Genomic DNA, 22,066 nt, shown 5'->3' with positions numbered 1-22,066 from the left:
GGGACGCGTTAAAGATACAACGAACGCACGATCAGAAAATGGCTGGCGAAGTGGCACGCGGCGATAAGCGCGCGGGCAGCATTAAGCGCGCTCGCAGCATTGAACTGGAAGCGGTAATGACTGATTAAGCACACGCTCGCCGCCACCAGTAGCAACACGGTCCCGTCAGCAGTGAGAAGGTGTCATCGTTACCGAGCTGAAGAGATTGTTCGCCCGTGACCCACACCATCAAAAGCGTGACACTAACTAATATAGGTGCACACGGGCCAGCGCAACTCGTCAAGCCTGCACCAGAGTAACATAATCAGCACCGCGCCGAGGATCAGCAGCGTCAGCAGTAACGGCCAGAATATCGCCAGCGGTATATGGCTGGCGAAACGAATGGTGTACGGTGCATGGCAGAGAAAAAACGCGCCGACGTAATGGTGTACGGTGCATGGCAGAGAAAAAACGCGCCGACGGTGTAAAGAGCCGTTCACTCGATAGCCGGTGGCGGTGAGGCCTGACCCCTACCAGGCGAGCACTACCAGCAGCAACAGCGTGATAGGCTGAAACAACCAGCGCTGCCAGTCGGTCCACGGTAAGAGGCGTCCACGTACAGCTATCCAGAGAAGACACGGCCATGAAAGACCAAAGCATTGGCGTTCCTTTTGGTGCGCGGTGAGTAAATATCGGCGATCTTGCCCGCGATAGCGGCCGTCTGGAGCATCGCGCAGCAGCACTGGTGTGTCCTGACTTTGACATCCTTGACGAGGCAGATGCGCATTGTCGGTTAACATGCTACGTTAGTGCTACTTTTCCTGCGTAATTCATGCGTGCATATACTTACGGGAGACAGCAGGCTGATGAGCAGCGAGCAGCCTATCGCACTCAGTTTATTGATAATGGAAAAATTACCAGTTAGTTGTATGTGAGCTAAAGCCCCTGTTCGGCTTTATCGAAACCGGCGATTTTATGTTCAGCAGCCACGATAGCCTGGTGGTCGATCCCTCCGAAGAAAAACTGAAGACGGAGTTCAGCGGCGTTAGCCGCAATTACATTCCGCTGCAGGCGGTTATTCGTATCGACGTCGCGACGGAAAAGGGCAGCGCCCGCATTTCGATCTGGGCAATAACGTGACAAATGTTTTCCTATTTGCCCGGGAAGAATCCGTAATCCTTCAGCAAGATGCCGTTAAACCGCCGTTGCCCCGCCTGCGGAGTGATAGTGTTTCGGCGTAGTCTTGAGGCATTGGCGGCCACGGCCGCGAGCGGGCGCTGTGCCCGCTGTTTTTGCCAGGCAACCTTTTAAACACGCTGAAAAGAAACACCTGTGTCTGAAAACAGTGCTGATTTTGATTTGATCTTTGATCATCGTGGCTTTCAGCGCGTCAGTTGCAGCGCATGCATTACTACCATGAAAGACCAATATCAAGGAAATGTTTAAGCGGTTTAGGGAGCGGTTGGTCAGGTTGAACAACAAAATCCCCATGCCGTCAGCGTTAACAGACGGCCAAAATTAATCAATATCATGGTGCTTATCCGGCGTAGCGTGACGGATGTAGAGCCGGTACGCTACGTGCCCGGCGATTTTTTTCCGATGCAGCTGCCAGTGGAGCGGCACTTCGGGCGAGGGGCCTTTCGTTTCGGTTTCAATGTAAATCCAGGCGTCGTCAGCCAAACGCCGGTGCCGCTCCAGAATGGCCACGGTGTTGGTTATCATGCCTTGCCGGAAGGGGGGGTCGATAAAGACCACATTGAACGCATCACCCGGCTGCACGAGCCAACGCATGCTGTCGGTGGTGATGACCTGACACTGCTGCGCCTGCAATACCTGCAGATTCTTGGCGAGCTGTGCGCCGACAGCACGATCCTGCTCCAACAGCGTGACACTGGCGGCACCGCGCGAAAGCGCCTCCAGACCCAACGCGCCGCTGCCGGCGAAACAATCTAGGCAGCGGGCCTCCTGTATAACGGGCGCCAGCCAGTTGAACAGCGTTTCACGCACGCGATCGGTGGTTGGCCTCAGACCTGGACTGTTTGGCACCGGCAACTTACGACCGCGCCAGCGCCCGCCGATGATGCGAATTTGTCCGGCGGAGCGGGCGATATTGTTATTTGCCATAGATATTTTGTTATGAGTCAAAGCGCCTAAAGACCACAACGAATGTCAACGATAGCCTATTCTAGCTTGGCAAAGAGGTGGTGGAAATGTAATCGCATTTGACTAGTCCTGCAAGTCAAAAACCGCCGCGACACATGTTGCCCGCTGGGGTAAAGTGGTAAACTCTAAGCATTATCAGATAGGTTATTCGCCCTTTATCTTGGGCGAGGAGTGTAGTCGCAAATGGCAAAAGAGAAAAAACGTGGTTTCCTTTCCTGGTTAGGCTTTAGCCGTCAGGTCGATGACACGGTCAGCGAGCCGGAAACCGGATGGGAAACCGGCGCGCCAATTGCTACTACCGTGGCGCGCGGGAAGGTGGCGGATGCCACCGAAGGAGCGTTAGCGGAGGCGAAGGCGCAAACGCCCGCTGCTGAGCGGATTTCGGCGCCGAATGTTCCTGCTCGCGAGCATGACGCACAGCGCATCGCCACTGAAATTGTGTCTCTTACCGCACAGGTGGTGACGCAGAGGGGTCGCGCCGGCGCCAGCGATAAAACGCCGATGGCTGCCGCCGAGAACGGCGCCGTCGCTTCGCCATCCAGGGATAACAGTATTGCTCCGCTATGCAAACATGTAGACGCCGTCGCTTCGTCGATCGTGATTGCCGATGCCACGGCGCCGGAGAACCATCAGGATGTCAGCGTGGCGATAATGCCGGCCGCAGATATCATCCCCAATGAGGATACTGTACCGCGGCCGGCAAAAGACGGCATACCTCCAGCACCCGAGTGCGCCGGGTTCTTTGCCCAACTGAAAAACAGTCTGGTGAAAACGCGACAGAACCTGGGATCCGGATTTATCGGATTGTTCAGTGGCAAAAAAATCGATGATGATTTATTCGAGGAATTGGAAGAGCGGTTGCTGGTCGCTGACGTGGGCGTCAAGACTACGCGCAAAATAATCGGGGGTTTGATTGCCCATGCCGAACGCCACCATCTCAGGGACGCCGAAGCGCTGTACAGCAAATTGCGCGTGGATATGGCGGCAATCCTCGCTAATGTTGAGCGGCCACTGGAGGTAGCGTGTAAGACGCCGTTCGTTATACTGATGGTTGGCGTTAACGGCGTGGGGAAAACCACCACCATTGGCAAACTCGCCCTGCAATATCAGGCAGAAGGCAAAAGCGTCATGCTGGCGGCGGGGGATACTTTCCGCGCCGCGGCGGTGGAGCAGCTTCAGGTCTGGGGCGAGCGCAACCATATTCCGGTGGTGGCGCAACAGACCGGCGCCGACTCCGCGTCGGTTATTTTCGACACAATTCAGGCAGCCAAAGCGCGCGGTACTGATGTGCTGATAGCAGACACCGCGGGGCGATTGCAGAATAAAGCGCACCTGATGGACGAGCTGAAGAAAATTGTTCGAGTAATGAAAAAGCTGGACATTGAGGCCCCCCATGAGATTATGCTGACCATCGATGCCAGCACTGGGCAGAATGCTGTCAGCCAAGCCAACTTATTCAATGATGCAGTGGGATTGACCGGCATCACACTGACCAAATTGGACGGCACTGCAAAAGGCGGTGTCATTTTTGCCGTGGCGGACTGCTTCGGCATCCCGATTCGCTATATTGGCGTCGGGGAGGGTGTTGAGGATTTGCGGCTGTTCAAAGCCGACGATTTTATTGAGGCACTTTTGCCTGAGAGGATTAAAAAGGATTATTCGCTTTAAACAAGTCAGCAAAGCCTATCTTGGCGGACGACAGGCACTGCAATGGGTGGACCTTCACCTCCGTTCGGCTGAGGTGGCGTTTCTGACCGGCCATTCCGGGGCGTGGAAAAGTGCTCTACTGAAACTGATATGTGGCATTGAACGCCCGAGAGCGGGGCATATTTTATTCGGCGGTCACGATATCAGCCGACTGAAAACAGCGAAATCCAATTTCTGCGCCGTCAGATCGGGATGATCTTTCAAGATCATCATCTGCTCATGGACCGGACCGTTTATGACAATGTGGCGATGCCGCGGTGATCGCCGGTGCCAGCTTTGAGGATATCCGTCGCCGGGTCTTGGCGGCGCCGGATAAAGTCGGCCCGTTGGATAAAGCGCGCAGTTTCCCGGTGCAATTATCGGGCGGCGAACAGCAGCGCATCGGTATTGCTCGCGCCGTGGTCAACAAGCCGGCGGTATTGTTAGCGGACGAGCCGACGGGTAACTTGGACGACGCGCTGTCCGAGGGCATATTGCGTCTGTTTGAAGAATTTAACCGTGTCGGCGTGACGGTGCTAATGGCGACTCACGATACCGAGCTGATTGCGCGCCGGAATTACAATATCTTTACGCTCAATCATGGTATCTGGGGAGTCTGTGGCGAATAAATTCAACCGGGGCAGGCGCGTGAACAAACTGGCAAAGCGCCGCGCTCGCAGACAGTGGTGGCGAAAGCGGCGAAATCCAAGGCGTCAGCCCTGGCTACACTGTTTAACCATGATGGTGATTGCCATTTCATTGACGTTACCCAGTTTATGTTATCTAGTATGGAAAACGTCAGCCAGGCGACGTAGCAGTGATACCCCGCGCCGCAGCTGACGGCCGCAGCTGACGATGTACCTGGAAAAGTGCTGGATAACGATGCCGCTTTGAAGGCGATGGGCGTCCTTAGGCGGGAGGACGACGTCGCCAAGGTTAGCTACCTTTCAAGAGGCGAAAGGCGAGTTCCGCGACTGGCCGGGTTTTGGCGGCGCGATGGGCATGCTGAAGGAGATTCGCTGCTGGCGGTGGCCATTATCACGCCAAAGGTCAATTTCCAGAGCGTTGACGCGCTTAAGACGCTGCGCGACCGTGTCGCCGTCACCAAAGGCTGAACGAAGTGCGCATGGACGACAGCTGGTTCGCACGTCTGGCGGTGTTGACTGGCCTGGTCGGCAAGGTCTCCCCATGCATGATCTCCCCATGCATGATTGATAGGTATCCTGATGGTCATCACGGTTTTCCTGGTTATCGGCAACAACATCCGTCTGAGTATTTTCAGCCGGCGCGATACCATCAACGTCATGAAATTGATCAGTGCCACCGATAGGTTTATCCTAAGGCCCTTTTTAAACGGCAGGGCGCTCTGGGGATGGGCGGCGCGGTGCTGTCGCTGATCTTGTCAAGTACACTGGTTGGTCGGCTTGAATTGATGGTGGCGAACGTGGCGGCGGTATTTGGCACCGCGTTCGTGCTGCATGGCTTGAGTTGGGATAAAGCCATCCTCTTGCTGTTGATTTCGTCCATGATGCGGCTGGCTGCGGCCTGGCTAGCGACGGTGCAACATTTACGGCGGTTTACGCCTGATTAACATTTTTTTGGTATAATGGGATCTAGATAGAGGTCGCGATTACTAAACTCACCGGCGGGATCGCCGTCTTAGATTATCGGCCGTTCAATAACGGGAAGTCGCGTCCTGGTGCAGCTGTTCTGTAGAACGGCGTCCAAGTTTCTAGCGAGAGGTCATGAATGATCAAAGATATACAAGTTTTATCCCATGTTCCACAGGGCAGTCTGGAAGCTTATATGAGGGCCACCAATACCTATCCGATGCTGACGGTGGAGGAAGAACGGGCGCTGGCTGAACGGCTGCATTACCAGGGCGATTTGAAGGCGGCCAAGCAGCTGATCTTGTCTCACCTACGCTTTGTTGTTCATATTGCGCGTAACTATTCCGGTTATGGCCTGCCTCAGGCTGACCTGATTCAAGAAGGCAACATCGGCCTGATGAAAGCCGTTCGCCGTTTTAACCCGGAAGTAGGCGTGCGGCTGGTGTCGTTTGCGGTCCATTGGATCAAAGCGGAGATCCACGAATACGTGCTGCGCAACTGGCGTATTGTAAAAGTGGCGACCACCAAGGCGCAGCGCAAACTGTTCTTTAACCTTCGTAAAACTAAACAGCGCTTGGGCTGGTTTAACCAGGACGAAGTGGAAATGGTGGCTAAAGAGCTGGGCGTGACCAGCAAGGATGTCCGTGAAATGGAGTCTCGCATGGCCGCGCAGGATATGACCTTCGATCCCATACCGGAAGATAACACCCGCGAAGGACAATCGATGCCGCCTATGCTTTACCTACAGGACAAAGCGTCTGATTTCGCCGACGGCATTGAAGAGGACAATTGGGACGATCATGCCGCCGACAAGCTAAGTGCGGCCCTGGAGGGTCTCGATGAGCGCAGCCAGGACATCATCCGCGCGCGCTGGCTGGATGATGACAACAAAAGCACGCTGCAGGAGCTGGCCGATCGGTACGGTGTTTCCGCAGAGCGTGTGCGTCAGCTTGAAAAAAATGCCATGAAAAAAATGCGTCTGGCGATTGAGGGTTAACGACAGTACGGCGTTTTAAATTCATCGGCCGCTTCGTTTTCTACATGGCGGCAGAGGGCGTAAAGCGGCAGGGTTGATTTACCCTCTGTACCTTATCGCATCATGTCAATTTATAAGGGCGCTTAATCGCAAGGGTTGGCTGCAGGCATCGCCCTCTGACACACCGGCAATGCGCCGGCTATTTTACAAGTGTACGAAGTAGGTGCTGCTACAATGATGGTTAGCCACGCCATCAAATCGGTTTATCAGGTGTTCAGCGACGCTGGTATAAATAATGACGAATTTGTCTTTGTGCCAACGGTACTGGCCTATTGCAGTGACAGTAAAACTGGCCATCTTATCTCCCAGCTGTCCAACGACTCCACCTCGGTACTGTACTACAACAAAGACACCTTTAAGCGAGAAGTCTTGACTACGAGCGGTCGCCACAAACCTGGCAGCATTGGCGGCGAACACGGTCAAATTGCGCGAAGCCGCCCTGATCTGCGATTATGCCAACATGGCTATCAATGGCCAATTGGAAACTTCAACGGTCCGCTACAGATCAAACACATCCAGCGATTTGCGGATATGCTCAAGAACGGCGGCGGCGACTGCTGGCATAGTCATTGGCTTCTCGGGCTCGCTGTCGACTGTTTGGCAGTAAGTCAAACTCAATTATGGTGTCGGTATGATGTCCTATTGGTGCTGAGTGAAGGGCGTGCCGCAAAACGCGATGATTGGCGGCGACGGCCTGTGGGTTATGGCCGGTAAGAGTCCGGGAACCTATCATGGCGTAGCGAAATTCCTGCAATTCCTGGCTAAACCAGAAATCGTGGCCGAATGGCATCAGTAAACCGGTTATCTGCCGGTGACCACTGCCGGTATACGCTGAATAAACAAAGCACTATTACGACCACAGCCAGGTGCCGATATCGCCATTCGCCAAATGATGAACAAACCGCCACTGCTGTTCACCAAAGAGATGCGCCTGGGCCATATGCCGCAGATCCTAACAGTGGTTGATGAGGAGCTGGAACGAGTTTTTGGCGGCAAGGCCACCCAATAAGCAGGCTTTTGGTAACGTGGTGGTGCGCGGCAATCAATTACTGTGTCGTTTTGAACAATCCACACATTATTACTGCGCGGGCGTGACGACGCCATACGAGGGGCATGATGACCGCCGGCCATCGCGGCTTTCGCCACCGTGTGTTGCCCTAACTGCTGGTCCTGCCGCAGCTGACGGTAACCGCGGTATTTGTTCTTTGGCCGGTCGGTAAGGCGCTGTGGTATTCGCTGCAGGATATCGATCCATGCGGTCTAGTCGGCGGGTTTTCAGGTCTGGAAAATTTCCGCCGCTTGTTTGTCGATCCTGGCTATCTTGGTGTCCTTTGCACAACGCTAGGGTTTAGCGGGCTGGTGATAGCCAGTGGACTGCCATGAGTGCTGCTGTTTGCTGCACCGGTCGATCATGTGCTGCGCGCTAAGCGGTTTTACCAAACGCGGCTGCTGCCTTACACGGTGGCGCTGGCCATAGCGGCAATGCTATGGCTGTTTCTCTTCAGCCCAAGCTTCAGGCTTATCAGCTAGTTACTGAACGGTTTAGGTTATGAGTGGAGTCATGCCCGCAACGCCGGACAGGCGATGTTGTTGGTGATGGTCATCTCAGTGTGGAAGCAGATCAGTTATAACTTGCTGTTTTTTCATGACTGCGCTGCGTCCATCCCCTGTTCTCTGATAGAAACGGCGGCCATTGACGGTACCTGGCAGGTACGCCGTTTCTTTCGGTCAGCCTTTGTTGGTGGTGAATCTAGTTTATGCCTTTTCGATACGTTTCCGCCATTGAGGACGCAATGAATCGGCGGTTCTGTTCGGGCCACGACCACGCTGATTTACAAGATCTATCGCGAAGGTTTCACCTGGCCTAGATCTGACCAGTTCTGCAGTCGGTGGTGTTAACAGTATTTGTCATCGTGTTGACGATTGTTCAATTTCACTTTGTCGAGCGTAATATGTGCTATCAATGATAGGGCAGCGGCGCGGTCTAGATATCCTTTAGCCATTGTCTCTGGCCGGGGCGGGGCAGCGTGTTGATCCTGTTTCCATTATATGTCGCGCTGATTGCGGAATCGCTGGATACACATCAGGTATTTCAGATTCTACTGCGCTTGTGCTGCCCGTGGACACCTATGGAAGAACCTACGTCACGTATGGTCGCAGGGGTCAGCGGTCAGGCCGCACCACTCAGACGCCTGTTATTGAACAGCATGATTATGACGTTTAGCATCACCGTTGGAAAAATCAGCGTGTCGCTATTGTCGGCTTAGGTGTTTAGCTCATTTTCATGACGCTGATGGCAGTTCTTTATAATCGTGCCCATGAGCCGCTTGAGGCAGGGCGCATCAACGGCGCCGACGTTTTGGTGGGATATCCTAACTGCCGCTGTCAAAAAACCAATCTGGCGGCGCTGTTTGTGATCACCTTTTATCTACGGCAGGAGCCAATCTCTCTGGCCGCTGCTGATTATTCACGACGCCTCGCTGAGCACGGCGGTGCGGGCATGCAGAGCATGATTGTCAGTGGGGACGGTGCCACACAATGGAACCAGGTGATGGCGGCGATTCGGTACGCCGACGGAGATCTACCGCCGGCCGGCAACCCATTTTGTTACCGGCTTTATGGACTCGCCAGCCACGAATTTGCTGCTGGGATGCGTTAGCGTCAACGGGTGCTGGCTACGGCTAGATAACGGACCCACATTAGTATTGCCGGTCGGACCGCCGGCATTCATCCCGAGCAGATCCGCAGATCCAGCGCGGAGCTGCAACCACGGATTCAGCCGGCGACAGCCGCAGGCGTAATCTCCCCCCTGATCGGCCCCTTTGTCTGGCGCCCTCTGCCGCTGCGCCGACGACACAAACGGAGGAGATGTGCCGCCTGGAAGTGGCCACGCTTGAGTGGCGAGGCACAGATAATTTGGCCCATGGGTATTGGTAAGGTTGTGCGCTGGTGATACATCTGGCCAATGACGATCTTCTCGATCTCGGCGCGACGCTGCATTTGCATTGTCCCGTCGACGTATGGCACTATTGCGACTCGCAAAACGGAACCTGGATGGGAATATGACCAGGAAATGGCTTTATCCGACCATCGTGGCCCACCGTGGCGGCGGATCGCTTGCGCCGGAGAATACGCTTGCCGCCATTGATACCAGCGTCCGTTATGGTCAGCAGATGATAGAAGTGGATGCTAAACTGTCCGCCGATGGTCGAGTCTTTCTTTTGCATGACGACACACTGGAACGAACCAGCCAAGGCAGCGGCATTGCTGGTCTGTTAGATTGGCAAGCCCTGTCGCAAATCGAGGCCGGGGAGTGGTTTGAGGAGGCGTTTCGTGGCGAGCGATTGCCGCTGCTTCTTCGGTAGCGGAGCGTTGCCAGCAATACGGATTGGCGATTAATATCGAAATCAAACCCACCGCTGGCACTGACGAGGAGACCGGCTGTGCCGTGGCGCTGGCCGCGCGCCAGCTGTGGCAGGGAATGACGCCGCCGCTGTTGTCCTCGTTTTCCCCATCGGCGCTAGCGGCCGCTCAACGGGTGGCGCCGGAGTTGCCGCGCGGACTGCTGCTGGAAGAATGGCGGGAAGACTGGGAGACGCTGGCAGGCCAATTCGCCTGCCTGGCTTTGCACTTGCAGCATAAGGCACTGACGAAGATAGGGTCGAGGCCATTAAAGCCAGCGGACTGCATTTATAGCCTGGACCGTTAACAGTCCCTACCGCGCCCGCGTGCTGCTGGGGTGGGGCGTCGATACCCGTTGCACCGATCGCATTGACCTGATTGACGCTAATTTCGCCAATTCCTAAAGCTGAAACGCTGGAAGTCAGTGGTTGCTCAGCCCCGCTCGTTTAGGCCACCCCCGCTCTCTGCCGACTAAGCGACGATGCCAACGGCACCCCGAAATGTTGATGACATTGCTTATTTCAGTTGCGAGGATGCTCATCCACACCCCGCGCGAGCGCTGGTGACGCTACATCGCTGGCTAGGGTTTTACTGCTACCGTTGTTGCTGAAAGTGGGTTTTTGATCTTTTAATTATTGCTGCGCCCGGTTGGGGATGCTCCACCGGCAGCCAAGGTTTTTTGCCGCCAGCGTCAGCGGTGCGAGCAATAAAAGCGGTTCTACCCAACTCAGCTTTATCAGAATTTTCATGATGCTCTCCTGCCGTAATTCAACCATTATTTGACACCTTAAACACGCAATATGCCGGTGTTCAGCCTATCATTGATGGAAAAGAGGGGGATATTGGTAACGTGTCAATGATTAGCTCATCATTCATCAACAGGAATCATTATGAAGTTACTTCCCCGCCGCACGTTAACGTCTGGATCATAGCGTTGACGTTGCTGGTGACGGCTGCGCCATTTGCCCAGATGCAGTCAGCGGCACCACTTAGCTACTGCGTTGAAAACGATATCTTTCATCCCGTTACCGCAGTGGCAAGTGTGGATAAACGGTGCTGAGGTGGGGTAGCTATCCTGCGCCAATATGGGAACGCGGTAGATGCCGTAGTAACAGTGGGATTCGTGTTGGCGGTCACCTATTTCCAGGCCGATAATTTGGGTGGCGGCTTCATGCCGTACGTCGACTTGGCAGACCGTGGCGATCGCTTTTCGCGAGATGGGCGCTGCAGAGCGCCGCGTGCACAATGTTTATTAGTGCGCTCCCCGAGCAGCCCGCTGGCTTCAGGTGCGTCAAGAACCGTAGCGGGTCTGACCCTGGCGTTTAGTCGCCGCGGTTTAATGAATTTGATGCGGGTAATGCAGCCGGCGGTTCGCCTGCTAGAATATGGTTTCATCGTCAACTAGGGAAATCTGGCTCATTATGTCAATAGGCGCACGTTTTTAAGGCGACAACCCTACGCAGCGTGGGAGAGGTTGTGGCAGCTGGAGCCAGCGCGCAGTTATGCTTATTGCCCATCAAGGAGCGTGTGTATCACGGGGCTATTGCCCGCCAGATTGTCGCGGAGGTGCGGCGGCGCGGCGACCTGATTAACTGCCAGGATTTGGCTAATTACCAAGCGCTGGAGCGCCGGGCGGTGATGGCAAACTATCGTGACTATGAAATCTATTATATGTACAGGTGATGTCTTGAGGCGATAAAATATGCCTACGCCCATTATCCGTAATATCTGGGCGGCCCGAGTTTTGTCTCGGTCCCTGTGCAGACCATGACTAGCAAGGTCTACGCTAAACGCTGGTGCAGCGTATCGTCCGAACCATGAGCGACCCTCTTCCGCCATTCGACTTGGGCAGTTACAGCCTTATGAAAGCGATCAAACCACCCATTACTCGCCGATCGATAAACACGGTTGCGTGGTAGCGGTCACCTATACGTTTAATACTTACTTCGGTAGCAGCATTTAATAGTGGTATTTTGCTAAATAATGAAATAGTAATTTCGCAACCTAGCTCACTCAATCTCTTTGGCCTGGTGGACGCAGATGCCAACGCCATTGTTGCCCCGCGCAAGCATCCACTCTCCTCCATGTCACCGACGCTGGTGGTGAAGGACAGTAAAATTTGGCTGATGACGGGCAGCCCTGGCGGAAGCCATATCATCACCACCGTGTTACAAATGGTGGTCAATACCATTGATTTTGTGATGAATATCGCCAAAGCCACGGCGGCGCCGCGATTTCATCAACAGTGGGCCCGATGAGTTACACCTGGAGAAGGGGTTTAGCCACGACACACTTCGCTTGCTGCAAGAAAAGATCAGATACCAGCGCGCTGCAACCGGTAGGTGCCAAAGATGCTCAATTTGTGAGCAGATGTCAACCCGATAGCCATATTCTTCATCGCTTTCAGTTACACTGGCGTTTTCTGTTGGCGAGATTGCGCAACGTGCTGCTGTTGATCATCACCACTATCTGTGGGTTTTTCCTTTAGTTTGATTGGCAATACTTCTCCGGCCAAGTGGACAGTACCTTTTTCAGTATTGGTGCGGTCGGTACTGTGGTGTTGGTCTTTCTGCCGTTTGTTCGCTGGCGCGGTTACCGCGCGCAACTGCTGGCGTATATGAGGCGGGCACCTGCCAGCTCGGCATCATGCATTTGTTCAGCTACCAGGACCACCTTTATTTAACTGTGCAGGAATTCTTGCTGTTACAGTACTGACGCCGCTGTATGTCACGCTCATCTGCGATCTGTTGCACGACCAGCGTTTGCGGTTAGGTGATTTGAGCAGTGCACTGCTGGCGATCGCTGGTGCGACAACAATCCGTTACGACCACTTGAGCCAGCATCCTGGTTGGGATTAATGCTGGTGCAGACGGCCAACATTTCCGTCACATGGTGGGTTGTAAACGATTGTGCAGCATATGGCGTTCTCCTGGTTTTATCTCAGCGCGTTTTATCGCATGGTGCTTGTTCGGTAATGCGGTTTCATTGCCACCACTATGCTGCAATAGAGGATCCTTACTTGACTGAGTGTTGGCGTGTCCGCCATGGGCTATTTCATGCGGAACTATTGTACCACTCAGGCGGACGTCGGTACGTTTGGTATCATGAATAATCTCCACGTTCCGGCGAGCTTACTGGTCAATTTGGCTATCTGGCAGGCACAACCCGCGCTGCCCAAGTTTTATCGTTGGCGGAGTGGTCATTAAGCCTCGCTGTCGGTCTATCAGAGCTGGGTGGTATCAACGGCAATACATCACGAGGAAACGCGCGATGCGTGAACCTATAGCTAACGCCCGATGGTGATGCAGTCGCTCGTGCCGGCACCGCGGTTATGAAAGGGGCAATGGCCAGATAGCCGACTTTGGCCAGACGGTAGCAAGCCGGCGGGTCAGGTCATCCACGCGGACAAACGGTGGTGAGGCCGGAAAGCACGTTTTCACCGTCGGTCACGATCGCGGTGGCGGATGATACGCCCGCGGCGCGAGCAAAACCGCTAGCCGGCGCGGAAGGGTAAGGTTTCGTTAGGGCTCATTGGCATTAACTTTTGTCATTATCACAATTGGAACAGCTACACCTGTCAACTGAGGCCGCCGAAGCTGGTTCTGGCAATGTCTCTCGATGTGAATCTGGACCGTACTTGCCGCGCCGTCGTCATTTGCGGCGCGCGGACCTGACTTTAGGCACTGTGAAGACGTTAAAATGGGGTTTTATCACGGTAAATCCGAATCATTAATGATATTTTGGTGAAATAACTAATTCTTTATAGAGGCATATGCCGTGGAGCAGTCCGACGTTTTCCATCTTGGCCTGACATTTTCTGATCTTGTAGGCGCAACCCTTGCCATTGTTCCGGGCGATCCCCAGCGGGTGGAAAAAATCGCCCGGCTGATGGCGAACCCGGTACATCTGGCGACCCATCGCGAATTTACCACCTGGCGCGCGGAGCTGGCGGGAAAGGCAGTGGTCGTGTGCTCCACCGGTATCGGCGGTTCCTCTACTTCTATCGCGATAGAGGAGCTGTCCCAGCTTGGTATCCGTACCTTTTTGCGAGTGGGCACCACCGGCGCCATCCAGAAGGCCATCAATGTCGGTGATGTGCTGGTGAACACCGCCGCCGTGCGTTTGGACGGTGCCAGCCAGCACTTCGCTCCTCTGGCATTTCCAGCGGTGGCGGATTTTGCCTGCACCACCGCGCTGGTGCAGGCGGCGAAACAGAGCGGCGCCCGATTACATGTTGGAGTGACGGCTTCCTCTGATACCTTTTATCCTGGGCAAGAGCGCTACGACACTTACTCTGGTCGGGTAGTGAGGCAGTTCAGAGGGTCGATGCAGGAGTGGCAGAACATGGGGGTGATGAACTACGAGATGGAATCCGCTACGTTGTTAACGATGTGCGCGACGCAGGGGCTGCGTGCAGGTATGGTGGCAGGGGTTATCGTCAACCGGATGCAGCAAGAGACCCCCGATTCGGTGATGTTGCAACAAGCGGAAAGCGATGCCGTAACTATCGTTGTGGAGGCCGCCCGACTGCTGTTGACCGCCTGACGACGCGATAGAGCCACTGGCGGCGGTCCCGCGTCCAGGGGTGGTGCTTTCGCCGTTTTGTCCCTTTGACCGCGGGTGACAGCACCACGTTTTGGTGCTCAACTTGCAGCATGCGTCAGGATTATGCGTCGGTGGAAAACTGGATTTCCCATATTGTCTATTTTGTACCGGTAATTTTTGCTGGCCTTCGGCGAATCGCTGGCGTTTCGTCATTATTGTTGCCGGCTTGTTGCCGGCGATGATGATTTTGTTCTGGTTGGGCACATTAATAGGCGAGGCCAGTATCCCTTTTGGCTGGTTTTACTGCCTCCGCTGGCGGTTTTCGGTAACTAGCTCTCTTAATTGGTTGGCTAGGCGACCTACTGCCAGCTGCAGGCCTATCACCCGTGGCCGTTCACCCACAACCCCTCTATGCTAGAGTGGGGCTACACATTTTTATGCGCCGGGGATAGCCGGCGTCTTTCTAGGCTACTTTTGGTCTGCTGCGGGCGCTGTCAGTGCCGCTCGTTGTCGGGCTGTACTGTATGCCGCGGCTAGGATTTCAGTTCACCAATCTGTTGTCCGCGGTACCATGAGCGTTCAGTCCGCTGGCGTCCGACGCATTCAGCTTGCGCTGGCTGGCGCATTTCGTCGGCCAAAAAGGATCGAAACATCTATACAGTTCCTCTTTAACGTGGCTGTTAGCAGAGGTTAGGCGGAGGTAATATGGATTACGACCTGTTTTACGGTATAGGCGGCGCACTTATTGGCGCATTGCTAGGTTGGCTTATCGCCAACGTCCGGCAGCATCAACGGCATTTGGCGCAGGAAGCGGAACGGGTAAGCCTAGAGCAGGGAGTGCAGGCAGCCCGCCAGGCGTTGGCCGACGAACAACATGCCCGACGCCAGGCTGATCTCGCGCTGCGCGACGGCGAACGGGCGCAGCGCGAACAGTACGGTCGGCTGGCCGCCGCCGAGGAGCGTTTGACCTCCCTCGCGCATTTCCGCCAGGAGTGCGCGCAGCTTAATCAAGAACTGCGGGCGCAGCGGGAAATCAACAGCAGCCAGGAAGCGGAGCTGCGTGAGGTGGCCATTCGTTTGGAGGAAACCCGGCTGGCGGCGGAAGAAAAGCAGCGTTTATTAATCAATAGCGAGCAGCGGTTGTCGGCGCAGTTTGAAAATCTGGCCAATCGCATCTTTGAACACAGCGGACGTAAGGTGGATGAGCAAAACCGCCAAAGTCTTGACCGGTTGCTGATGCCGCTGCGCGAACAACTGGACGGCTTTCGTCGTCAGGTGCAAGACAGTTTCAGCCAAGAAGCGCGCGAACGTCACACGCTGGCTCATGAAATCCGGAATTTGCAGCAGCTCAATGTGCAAATGGCGCAAGAGGCCGTCAACCTGACCCGTGCGCTTAAGGGCGATAACAAGGTGCAGGGTAATTGGGGCGAAATGGTGCTCAGCAGGGTACTTGAAGCATCAGGTCTGCGCGAAGGCCATGAATTTGAAACCCAGATCAGCATTCAGCAAAGGGACGGCCGGCGGCTGCAGCCCGATGTGGTGGTGCGTCTGCCGCAGGGGAATGATGTGGTCATCGACGCGAAAATGTCACTGGTGGCCTATGAACGTTATTTCAACAGCGAGAATGAGGCGGAGCGCCAACTGGCGCTAGTCGAACATGTTAATTCACTGCGCGCCCATATGAAATCGCTGGGTCGTAAAAATTATCAGCAACTTAAAGGATTTCGCTCGCTGGATTACGTCTTGATGTTTGTCCCGATCGAGCCGGCCTTTATGGTGGCGGTCGACCGACAGCCTGAGCTGATTAGCGAAGCGTTGGCGCACAATATTATGCTGGTCAGTCCAACCACGCTGCTGGTTGCGCTACGCACGATAAATAATCTTTGGCGCTACGAGCATCAAAGCCGGAACGCCCAGCATATTGCCGATCGCGCGGCGCGCCTCTACGATAAATTGCGGCTGTTTGTCGACGATATCAACGCTATTGGCCAAAGCCTTGATAAAGCACAAGCCAGCTATCGGCTGGCGAGGAATAAATTGTTCGACGGGCGTGGTAATATTGTCGGCCAGGCGGAAGGGTTCCGCGCCCTGGGCGTGGAAATCAAGCGCCCCATCGTCTCTGAGCCAGGCGCTCATGTTCCTTTTACCGATCACCCCGGCGAGGATGCAGCGGGACCGAAACTAGCATCGATAACCGGTTCGCCAGCCGCTGACGTGCCCGCGTGGGACGAGAACTGCGAACAGTCGAAGGACGGGGTGCAAGACGCGCCTGCCCTGTCACGGCAGGCGCACGAGGAATGTCCGCCGCGGGAGTGACGCGCCGCGGTTAGGCTTTCACCACGCATCTGTTACACTTATCTGAAAACTAATTGAGCAGGACGACGAACATGGCAGATGAAGATAAGCCTGAAACAACCCATTTTGGTTTCCGCACCGTGGCGAAGGATCAGAAATCGTTGATGGTAGCGGATGTCTTTCACTCCGTCGCAGCAAAATACGATCTGATGAATGATCTGATGTCCTTCGGCATTCACCGCATTTGGAAACGTTTCGCTATCCAGTGCAGCGGCGTACACCGCGGGCAAAAGGTGCTGGATCTGGCGGGCGGCACTGGCGATCTGACCGCCAAGTTTTCGCGGCTGGTGGGTGAAGAAGGGGAAGTAGTACTGGCGGATATCAACGACTCCATGCTTAAAGTGGGGCGTGAAAAGCTGCGCAACCGCGGAATTCTGGGCAACGTCAGCTATATCCAAGCCAACGCAGAAGCCCTGCCGTTCCCGGACGATACCTTCAACTGCATCACCATTTCGTTCGGCCTGCGCAACGTGACCGAAAAAGAGCAGGCGCTGAGGTCGATGTACCGGGCGCTGAAACCCGGCGGGCGATTGCTGATCCTCGAGTTTTCCACTCCGCGCTTCAAACCGCTAAACAAAGCGTATGATCTCTATTCTTTTCACGTTCTGCCACGTATTGGCGAAATGGTGACCAGCGATGCCAGCAGCTATCACTACCTGGCGGAATCCATCCGTATGCATCCGGATCAAGAAACGCTGAAGTCGATGATGCTGGACGCCGGGTTCGACAGCGCTGAATATTTCAATATGACCGGCGGCATCGTGGCCCTGCACCGTGGTTATAAATTCTGATCGGATATGAGATGTTGCTGATGCCACTAATAAGCGCAACGCTGGAAGCCGTGCTTAAACGGTTGCTTTATCAAGATCGCGCCATGTCCGCCGCCCGTGAGCGTCTGAAAGGTAAACTTTTACGGTTTGAGTTGGTCGAATGGGAGACGCCGGTTATCATGGCATTCAGTGCACGCCAGGTGGATGTGCTGAACGCGTGGGATGACGTCGCGGACTGCACGGTGCGCACCCATCTCGCTACGCTGCCAGTGCTGCTAAAACGCCAACGGCTGACGCAGCTCATCAAGCAGGGCTTTCTCGATGTGGAGGGCGATCCACAGTGCATACAGCAGTTCGCCATGCTTCTGGATATGGCTGAATTCGATGCAGCGGAGCTGCTGGCGCCCTTGGTCGGCGATATTGTCGCTGAAGGCGTCACCCAATCCGCCGCGCGGCAGCTGACCAAAGCGCGGCAGCTTTTGCGCATCGGCCAGGGGCGGGTGGTGCAGGCGATGACCGACGAATGGCACCTAGCGCCTTCGGCTCTTGAACTGGCGTGGTTTTTTGACGAAGTGGATGATGTCACCCGGTTCGCTGAAAATCTGGCGACCCGCTTGGACAAGCTGGAGGCCAGCAGATGATATTCGGTGAGATACGCCGCCTCTATCTGATTATTCGCGTCATGCTCAGCTACGGACTGGATGAGCTTATCCCCGAAACGCGGTTGACGTTGCCGCTGCAACTGGGACGCAATTTGCTGTTTTGGATGCCGAACAACCGTGGACAGCGCATACTGGGCGAACGTTTGCGCCTGGCGTTGCAAGAGCTAGGACCGGTGTGGATTAAGTTTGGCCAAATGCTCTCGATCCGCCACGATCTGTTCTCGCCAGCCATCGTCGATCAATTGGCGATGTTGCAAGATAAGGTACAGCCTTTTGATGGCGCCCTCGCGCGTGCGCATATCGAACGCTCGATGGGACAGCCGCTGGAAAACTGGTTCGACGATTTCCAACAGGAGCCGCTGGCTTCCGCCTCCATCGCGCAAGTGCATACAGCCCGGCTGAAAAACGGCAAAGAGGTGATCATCAAGGTTATCCGCCCGGATATCTTACCGATGATCAAGGCCGATATGCGACTGATGTACCGTCTGGCGAGTTGGGTGCCGCATTTGCTGCCGGACGGTCGGCGATTGCGGCCGGTGGAGGTCGTGTTGGAGTATGAAAAAACATTGCTCGATGAGCTCAATCTGCTACGCGAGGCGGCCAATGCCATCCAGCTACGACGAAATTTCGAGGGTAGCCCGATGCTCTATATTCCGGAGGTCTATTCGGATTATTGCAGCGAAACCATGATGGTGATGGAGCGCATCTATGGTGTGCCGGTCAACGATGTAGCCGCGCTGGAGGAGCAGGGCACCAACATGAAGCTGCTCGCGGAGCGCGGAGTACAGGTCTTTTTTACTCAGGTTTTTCGTGATAGTTTTTTCCATGGCGATATGCATCCGGGCAACATTTTCGTCAGTTTTGAACACCCGGAGAATCCCCAATATATTGGTATCGATTGTGGCATCGTCGGATCGCTGAACAAAGAAGATAAGCTCTATTTGGCGGAAAATTTTATCGCCTTTTTCAACCGCGATTATCGGAAGGTAGCGGAGCTGCACGTGGATTCCGGATGGGTGCCGCCGGATACCAATGTCGAAGATTTCGAGTTTGCTATTCGTACCGTCTGCGAGCCTATTTTTGAAAAGCCGCTGGCGGAGATTTCATTTGGTCATGTGCTGCTGAATCTGTTTAATACCGCGCGTCGCTTCAATATGGAAGTGCAACCGCAGCTGGTTTTACTGCAAAAAACGCTACTGTATATTGAAGGTGTCGGGCGACTGCTTTATCCCCAGTTGGATTTGTGGAAAACGGCCAAGCCCTTTTTGGAAGAGTGGATCAAGGATCAGGTTGGTCTGCCGGCTATGCTGCGTGCGCTGAAGGAGAAGGCGCCCTATTGGGCAGAGAAACTACCCGAATTGCCAGAACTCGTCTATGACGGTTTCAAGCAACATCGCCTGTTGCAAAAAAGTATCGATCGTCTATCTGTGGAAATGCGGGTTCATTATGTGCGACAAAGCCAATCTCGTTTTTTGTTCGGCATTGGGGCCACGCTGCTACTTAGTGGCGCGTTTTTAATGACGCAAAGCGCTGAAGAGAGCTCTCTGCCGACTTGGTTTATAGCCGCCGGTATCGTCAGTTGGATTATCGGCTGGAGACGTACCGCGTAGCCGTCAGTGGACCTATAACAGGGGTTGCCCTCTTTAACAGAGGTAAATTTATGGGTGGTATCAGCATTACACAATTATTGATCATTGCGGCTATCGTGGTGCTGTTATTCGGTACTAAAAAGCTACGCGGCCTGGGATCGGATTTAGGCGCCTCGATTAAAGGATTCAAAAAATCCATGAGCGAAGATGACAACGCAGCGACGAAATCGTCGGATGAGTCTTCCCAGGATGCTGACTTCACCCCGCCGCCCATCGCGCCGAAAGTCGACCCAGCACGACCGGATGAAGCTAAAAATAAAGATAAAAGGCAGGTATAAGCCGTGTTCGATATTGGATTTGGTGAACTGATGCTGGTATTCGTGATCGAACTGGTGGTTCTAGGTCCAGAACGCTTGCCGGTTGCGGTCAGAACAGTGGCGGATTGGATCAAGGCAATACGATTCATGGCGTCGACAGTGCAGAATGAATTAAGGCAGGAGTTTAAGCTGCAAGAGTTGCAGGATAGCCTGAAGAAAGTTGAAAAGACCAATAAAAACAACCTATCACCGGAGTTGACAGCCTCTATGGAAGAGCTGCGTGAAGCAGCAGGGTCCATGAGGAAGGAATTTAATGGCATCAATGGTACAGCACTGAACCCGGCTAAGTCGAATACGATTCACGATCCACTGGTGACCGATCCCGAGGCGTTGCATGACGGTGTGGACCCGGCAGAGGGCGATCGCCAGGCCGATGTGTCACCGATTCCGTATCGAATTCGGTCGTCCAGACCGCGGCGCCCGCCCAAGGGCAGCCCGCCAGTGCAGCCGGCATCGTCCACTTCTCCACTGAATAATGATCGCTAATCCATGGCCGTTGATGACACCAAACCCCTGATCAGCCACTTAATCGAATTACGCAAGCGGCTACTTTATTGCATCATCAGCGTACTAGTGGTCTTTCTGGCGCTGCTTTATTTCGCTAATGATATATATCAGCTGATATCCGCGCCGCTTATTAAGCACTTGCCAGCGGGTGCCAGCATGATAGCGACCGATGTCGCGTCGCCGTTCTTTACACCGATCAAACTAACTATCATCGTCTCGGTATTTGTCTCCGCGCCTCTGTTACTTTACCAGCTATGGGCCTTCGTGGCCCCAGCACTATATAAACATGAACGCCGGTTGATGATTCTGCTGCTATTTTTCAGCACCCTGCTATTTTATACCGGTATGGCTTTCGCCTACTTCGTCGTATTCCCGCTGGCCTTCAGCTTTTTTGCCCATGCCGCCCCGCGCGGCGTACTTATCTCAACCGATATTAACAACTATCTCGACTTCGTTATGGCGCTATTTATAGCGTTCGGGGTGTCGTTTGAAGTGCCAGTAGCCATCGTACTATTGTGCCGGAGCGGCGTGGTGATGCCGGAGGTTCTGCGCAAGAAGCGGCCCCATGTTCTCGTCTGCGCCTTTGTGATTGGTATGTTGTTGACGCCACCAGATGTCCTCTCCCAAATGTTATTGGCGATACCCATGTACCTGCTGTTTGAGATCGGCGTGCTCTTCACCCGGTTTTACGTCGGTAAAGGGCGCAAAGGCGCTGAGGAAGAAGGCGATCTAGAAGGGGGTGAGCCGGAATAACGCCGTGACATTGGCAATACTAACACCGTCATGGCGAGAAGGGTTGCTGTTAGGGTATAGCGATTTCCAGGTTTATCAGATCACACCTGCAGCGATGTGGGGTCATCATCCTCGCCGGGACCGGCTATTGGATCTGATGAAACTGGCGATTATCCGGGCTTTGATGCACCTGTTTATTTAACAAATTCAGCAGAATGGAGCGCGCTGCGCCGTCAGGTTCGGTATAAATAGCCTGTCATCCTTCAAATACCCGGCGATGATCACCACCTTGTCGTCGGGTATTTGAAGGCGTTTCGGGATTGGTCACGTTATCAAAACTATTGTCGCGCAGTTCTTGAATGACCTCGGTGAGGATGATTACAGGCATAAAGTGGACGCCTCTACCACTGATGGTGGCATGAATGGTTTTCGGATCGAATTCAATAAACAAATAATTTGGAAACAGCGGCTCACAGGTTTCTGTACGGCTTGCCTCGGATAATTTTTGAAGACTTCGCACGAAAGCCATAACAGATGTATAGCACAGGACGCCAACCGCCGTGAGGTACTGGGGCTTATTTTCCGATCTTTGACAAAAGACCAGCAAGGCTGATAAACAGATCTTATAATGTAAATACTGTTCCTGATGATGC

The 22,066-nt window shown here is 54.3% G+C and carries 14 protein-coding genes and 10 pseudogenes; 21 read left to right on the top strand and 3 right to left on the bottom strand.

Annotated elements, in window-relative coordinates; genetic code table 11:
• Window positions 1-8 precede the first annotated feature (8 nt).
• Window positions 9-639, bottom strand: a pseudogene (locus tag GPOALKHO_RS08615) (lysoplasmalogenase).
• Window positions 640-811: 172 nt separating this feature from the next.
• Between GPOALKHO_RS08615 and GPOALKHO_RS08610 the strand changes: the two are divergent.
• A pseudogene (locus tag GPOALKHO_RS08610) lies at window positions 812-1,155 on the top strand (DUF1820 family protein).
• 342 nt (window positions 1,156-1,497) lie between these two features.
• On the opposite strand, the gene rsmD reads toward GPOALKHO_RS08610, so the two are convergent.
• Window positions 1,498-2,103 (bottom strand): 16S rRNA (guanine(966)-N(2))-methyltransferase, encoded by a 606-nt coding sequence (gene rsmD, locus GPOALKHO_RS08605; RefSeq protein ID WP_406702146.1) that lies wholly within the window; start codon window positions 2,101-2,103, stop codon window positions 1,498-1,500.
• 222 nt (window positions 2,104-2,325) lie between these two features.
• Here rsmD and ftsY point away from each other — a divergent pair, with 222 nt between their 5' ends.
• The 20 genes and pseudogenes from ftsY to GPOALKHO_RS08505 all read left to right on the top strand — a co-directional run bounded on the left by ftsY (window position 2,326) and on the right by GPOALKHO_RS08505 (window position 21,615).
• The gene (ftsY, locus tag GPOALKHO_RS08600) at window positions 2,326-3,810 is read left to right on the top strand and encodes a signal recognition particle-docking protein FtsY (protein WP_406702144.1); all 1,485 of its coding nucleotides are present in this window, start codon (window positions 2,326-2,328) and stop codon (window positions 3,808-3,810) included.
• A pseudogene (ftsE, locus tag GPOALKHO_RS08595) lies at window positions 3,797-4,457 on the top strand (cell division ATP-binding protein FtsE). Before ftsY ends, ftsE begins: the two are co-directional and overlap by 14 nt.
• Window positions 4,429-5,419, top strand: a pseudogene (gene ftsX, locus GPOALKHO_RS08590) (cell division protein FtsX). The pseudogenes ftsE and ftsX overlap by 29 nt, the downstream one beginning before the upstream one ends.
• A 158-nt stretch (window positions 5,420-5,577) precedes the next feature.
• Entirely contained in the window at window positions 5,578-6,435 is an 858-nt protein-coding gene (rpoH, locus tag GPOALKHO_RS08585) for an RNA polymerase sigma factor RpoH (RefSeq protein ID WP_406702143.1), read from the top strand.
• A gap of 93 nt (window positions 6,436-6,528) precedes the next feature.
• Window positions 6,529-7,553, top strand: a pseudogene (locus tag GPOALKHO_RS08580) (extracellular solute-binding protein); the annotation flags it as partial.
• 82 nt (window positions 7,554-7,635) lie between these two features.
• Window positions 7,636-8,441, top strand: a pseudogene (gene ugpA, locus GPOALKHO_RS08575) (sn-glycerol-3-phosphate ABC transporter permease UgpA).
• Between the two features lie 326 nt (window positions 8,442-8,767).
• Window positions 8,768-9,133: a hypothetical protein gene (locus GPOALKHO_RS08570; RefSeq protein ID WP_406702142.1), complete on the top strand. Its 366-nt coding sequence runs from the start codon at window positions 8,768-8,770 to the stop codon at window positions 9,131-9,133.
• A gap of 403 nt (window positions 9,134-9,536) precedes the next feature.
• Window positions 9,537-10,280, top strand: a pseudogene (ugpQ, locus tag GPOALKHO_RS08565) (glycerophosphodiester phosphodiesterase).
• A 668-nt stretch (window positions 10,281-10,948) separates the two neighbouring features.
• Window positions 10,949-11,281, top strand: coding sequence for a gamma-glutamyltransferase (locus tag GPOALKHO_RS08560; protein ID WP_406703467.1), 333 nt, complete (start codon window positions 10,949-10,951; stop codon window positions 11,279-11,281).
• A 125-nt stretch (window positions 11,282-11,406) separates the two neighbouring features.
• Window positions 11,407-12,189 (top strand): annotated as a pseudogene (locus tag GPOALKHO_RS08555) (gamma-glutamyltransferase); the annotation flags it as partial.
• Between the two features lie 130 nt (window positions 12,190-12,319).
• A pseudogene (locus GPOALKHO_RS08550) lies at window positions 12,320-13,154 on the top strand (EamA family transporter).
• Window positions 13,155-13,653: 499 nt separating this feature from the next.
• Window positions 13,654-14,421, top strand: coding sequence for a uridine phosphorylase (gene udp, locus GPOALKHO_RS08545; RefSeq protein ID WP_406702140.1), 768 nt, complete (start codon window positions 13,654-13,656; stop codon window positions 14,419-14,421).
• A gap of 705 nt (window positions 14,422-15,126) precedes the next feature.
• On the top strand, window positions 15,127-16,737 hold the full coding sequence (gene rmuC, locus GPOALKHO_RS08540; RefSeq protein WP_406702139.1) for a DNA recombination protein RmuC: 1,611 nt from the start codon (window positions 15,127-15,129) through the stop codon (window positions 16,735-16,737).
• Window positions 16,738-16,808: 71 nt separating this feature from the next.
• A complete protein-coding gene (gene ubiE / locus GPOALKHO_RS08535) occupies window positions 16,809-17,567 on the top strand; it encodes a bifunctional demethylmenaquinone methyltransferase/2-methoxy-6-polyprenyl-1,4-benzoquinol methylase UbiE (RefSeq protein ID WP_406702137.1) in 759 nt (252 codons plus the stop codon).
• 20 nt (window positions 17,568-17,587) lie between these two features.
• Window positions 17,588-18,187 carry an SCP2 domain-containing protein gene (locus tag GPOALKHO_RS08530; protein ID WP_406702136.1) on the top strand — a complete coding sequence of 200 codons (600 nt, stop codon included), beginning with the start codon at window positions 17,588-17,590 and terminating at the stop codon, window positions 18,185-18,187.
• Window positions 18,184-19,818, top strand: a complete 1,635-nt coding sequence (gene ubiB, locus GPOALKHO_RS08525; RefSeq protein ID WP_406702135.1) for a ubiquinone biosynthesis regulatory protein kinase UbiB — start codon at window positions 18,184-18,186, stop codon at window positions 19,816-19,818. The genes GPOALKHO_RS08530 and ubiB overlap by 4 nt, the downstream gene beginning before the upstream one ends.
• Before the next feature lie 50 nt (window positions 19,819-19,868).
• The gene (gene tatE, locus GPOALKHO_RS08520; RefSeq protein ID WP_406702134.1) at window positions 19,869-20,135 is read left to right on the top strand and encodes a twin-arginine translocase subunit TatE; all 267 of its coding nucleotides are present in this window, start codon (window positions 19,869-19,871) and stop codon (window positions 20,133-20,135) included.
• A 3-nt stretch (window positions 20,136-20,138) separates the two neighbouring features.
• Window positions 20,139-20,660 (top strand): Sec-independent protein translocase protein TatB, encoded by a 522-nt coding sequence (gene tatB, locus GPOALKHO_RS08515; protein ID WP_406702133.1) that lies wholly within the window; start codon window positions 20,139-20,141, stop codon window positions 20,658-20,660.
• A 3-nt stretch (window positions 20,661-20,663) separates the two neighbouring features.
• Window positions 20,664-21,434, top strand: a complete 771-nt coding sequence (gene tatC, locus GPOALKHO_RS08510) for a Sec-independent protein translocase subunit TatC (RefSeq protein ID WP_406702132.1) — start codon at window positions 20,664-20,666, stop codon at window positions 21,432-21,434.
• 4 nt (window positions 21,435-21,438) lie between these two features.
• On the top strand, window positions 21,439-21,615 hold the full coding sequence (locus GPOALKHO_RS08505) for a hypothetical protein (protein ID WP_406703512.1): 177 nt from the start codon (window positions 21,439-21,441) through the stop codon (window positions 21,613-21,615).
• Here GPOALKHO_RS08505 and rfaH read toward each other — a convergent pair.
• Window positions 21,559-22,020: pseudogene (gene rfaH / locus GPOALKHO_RS08500) on the bottom strand (transcription/translation regulatory transformer protein RfaH). The gene GPOALKHO_RS08505 and the pseudogene rfaH overlap by 57 nt on opposite strands.
• Between the last annotated feature and the right edge of the window lie 46 nt (window positions 22,021-22,066).

Origin of the sequence: Sodalis sp. (in: enterobacteria) (genome assembly GCF_036327475.1) — a bacterium.
Lineage (GTDB): Bacteria > Pseudomonadota > Gammaproteobacteria > Enterobacterales > Enterobacteriaceae.
The sequence above is the reverse complement of the archived record's forward strand: the minus strand, read 5'-3'. Positions and strand labels throughout refer to the sequence as shown.

What these genes read in the sequence shown, in the direction of transcription:
- rsmD (WP_406702146.1), bottom strand. Translation starts at nt 2,103, where the DNA reads ATGGCAAATAACAATATCGCCCGCTCCGCCGGACAAATTCGCATCATC.
- ftsY (WP_406702144.1), top strand. Translation starts at nt 2,326, where the DNA reads ATGGCAAAAGAGAAAAAACGTGGTTTCCTTTCCTGGTTAGGCTTTAGC.
- rpoH (WP_406702143.1), top strand. Translation starts at nt 5,578, where the DNA reads ATGATCAAAGATATACAAGTTTTATCCCATGTTCCACAGGGCAGTCTG.
- GPOALKHO_RS08570 (WP_406702142.1), top strand. Translation starts at nt 8,768, where the DNA reads ATGGCAGTTCTTTATAATCGTGCCCATGAGCCGCTTGAGGCAGGGCGC.
- rmuC (WP_406702139.1), top strand. Translation starts at nt 15,127, where the DNA reads ATGGATTACGACCTGTTTTACGGTATAGGCGGCGCACTTATTGGCGCA.
- ubiE (WP_406702137.1), top strand. Translation starts at nt 16,809, where the DNA reads ATGGCAGATGAAGATAAGCCTGAAACAACCCATTTTGGTTTCCGCACC.
- GPOALKHO_RS08530 (WP_406702136.1), top strand. Translation starts at nt 17,588, where the DNA reads ATGCCACTAATAAGCGCAACGCTGGAAGCCGTGCTTAAACGGTTGCTT.
- ubiB (WP_406702135.1), top strand. Translation starts at nt 18,184, where the DNA reads ATGATATTCGGTGAGATACGCCGCCTCTATCTGATTATTCGCGTCATG.
- tatE (WP_406702134.1), top strand. Translation starts at nt 19,869, where the DNA reads ATGGGTGGTATCAGCATTACACAATTATTGATCATTGCGGCTATCGTG.
- tatC (WP_406702132.1), top strand. Translation starts at nt 20,664, where the DNA reads ATGGCCGTTGATGACACCAAACCCCTGATCAGCCACTTAATCGAATTA.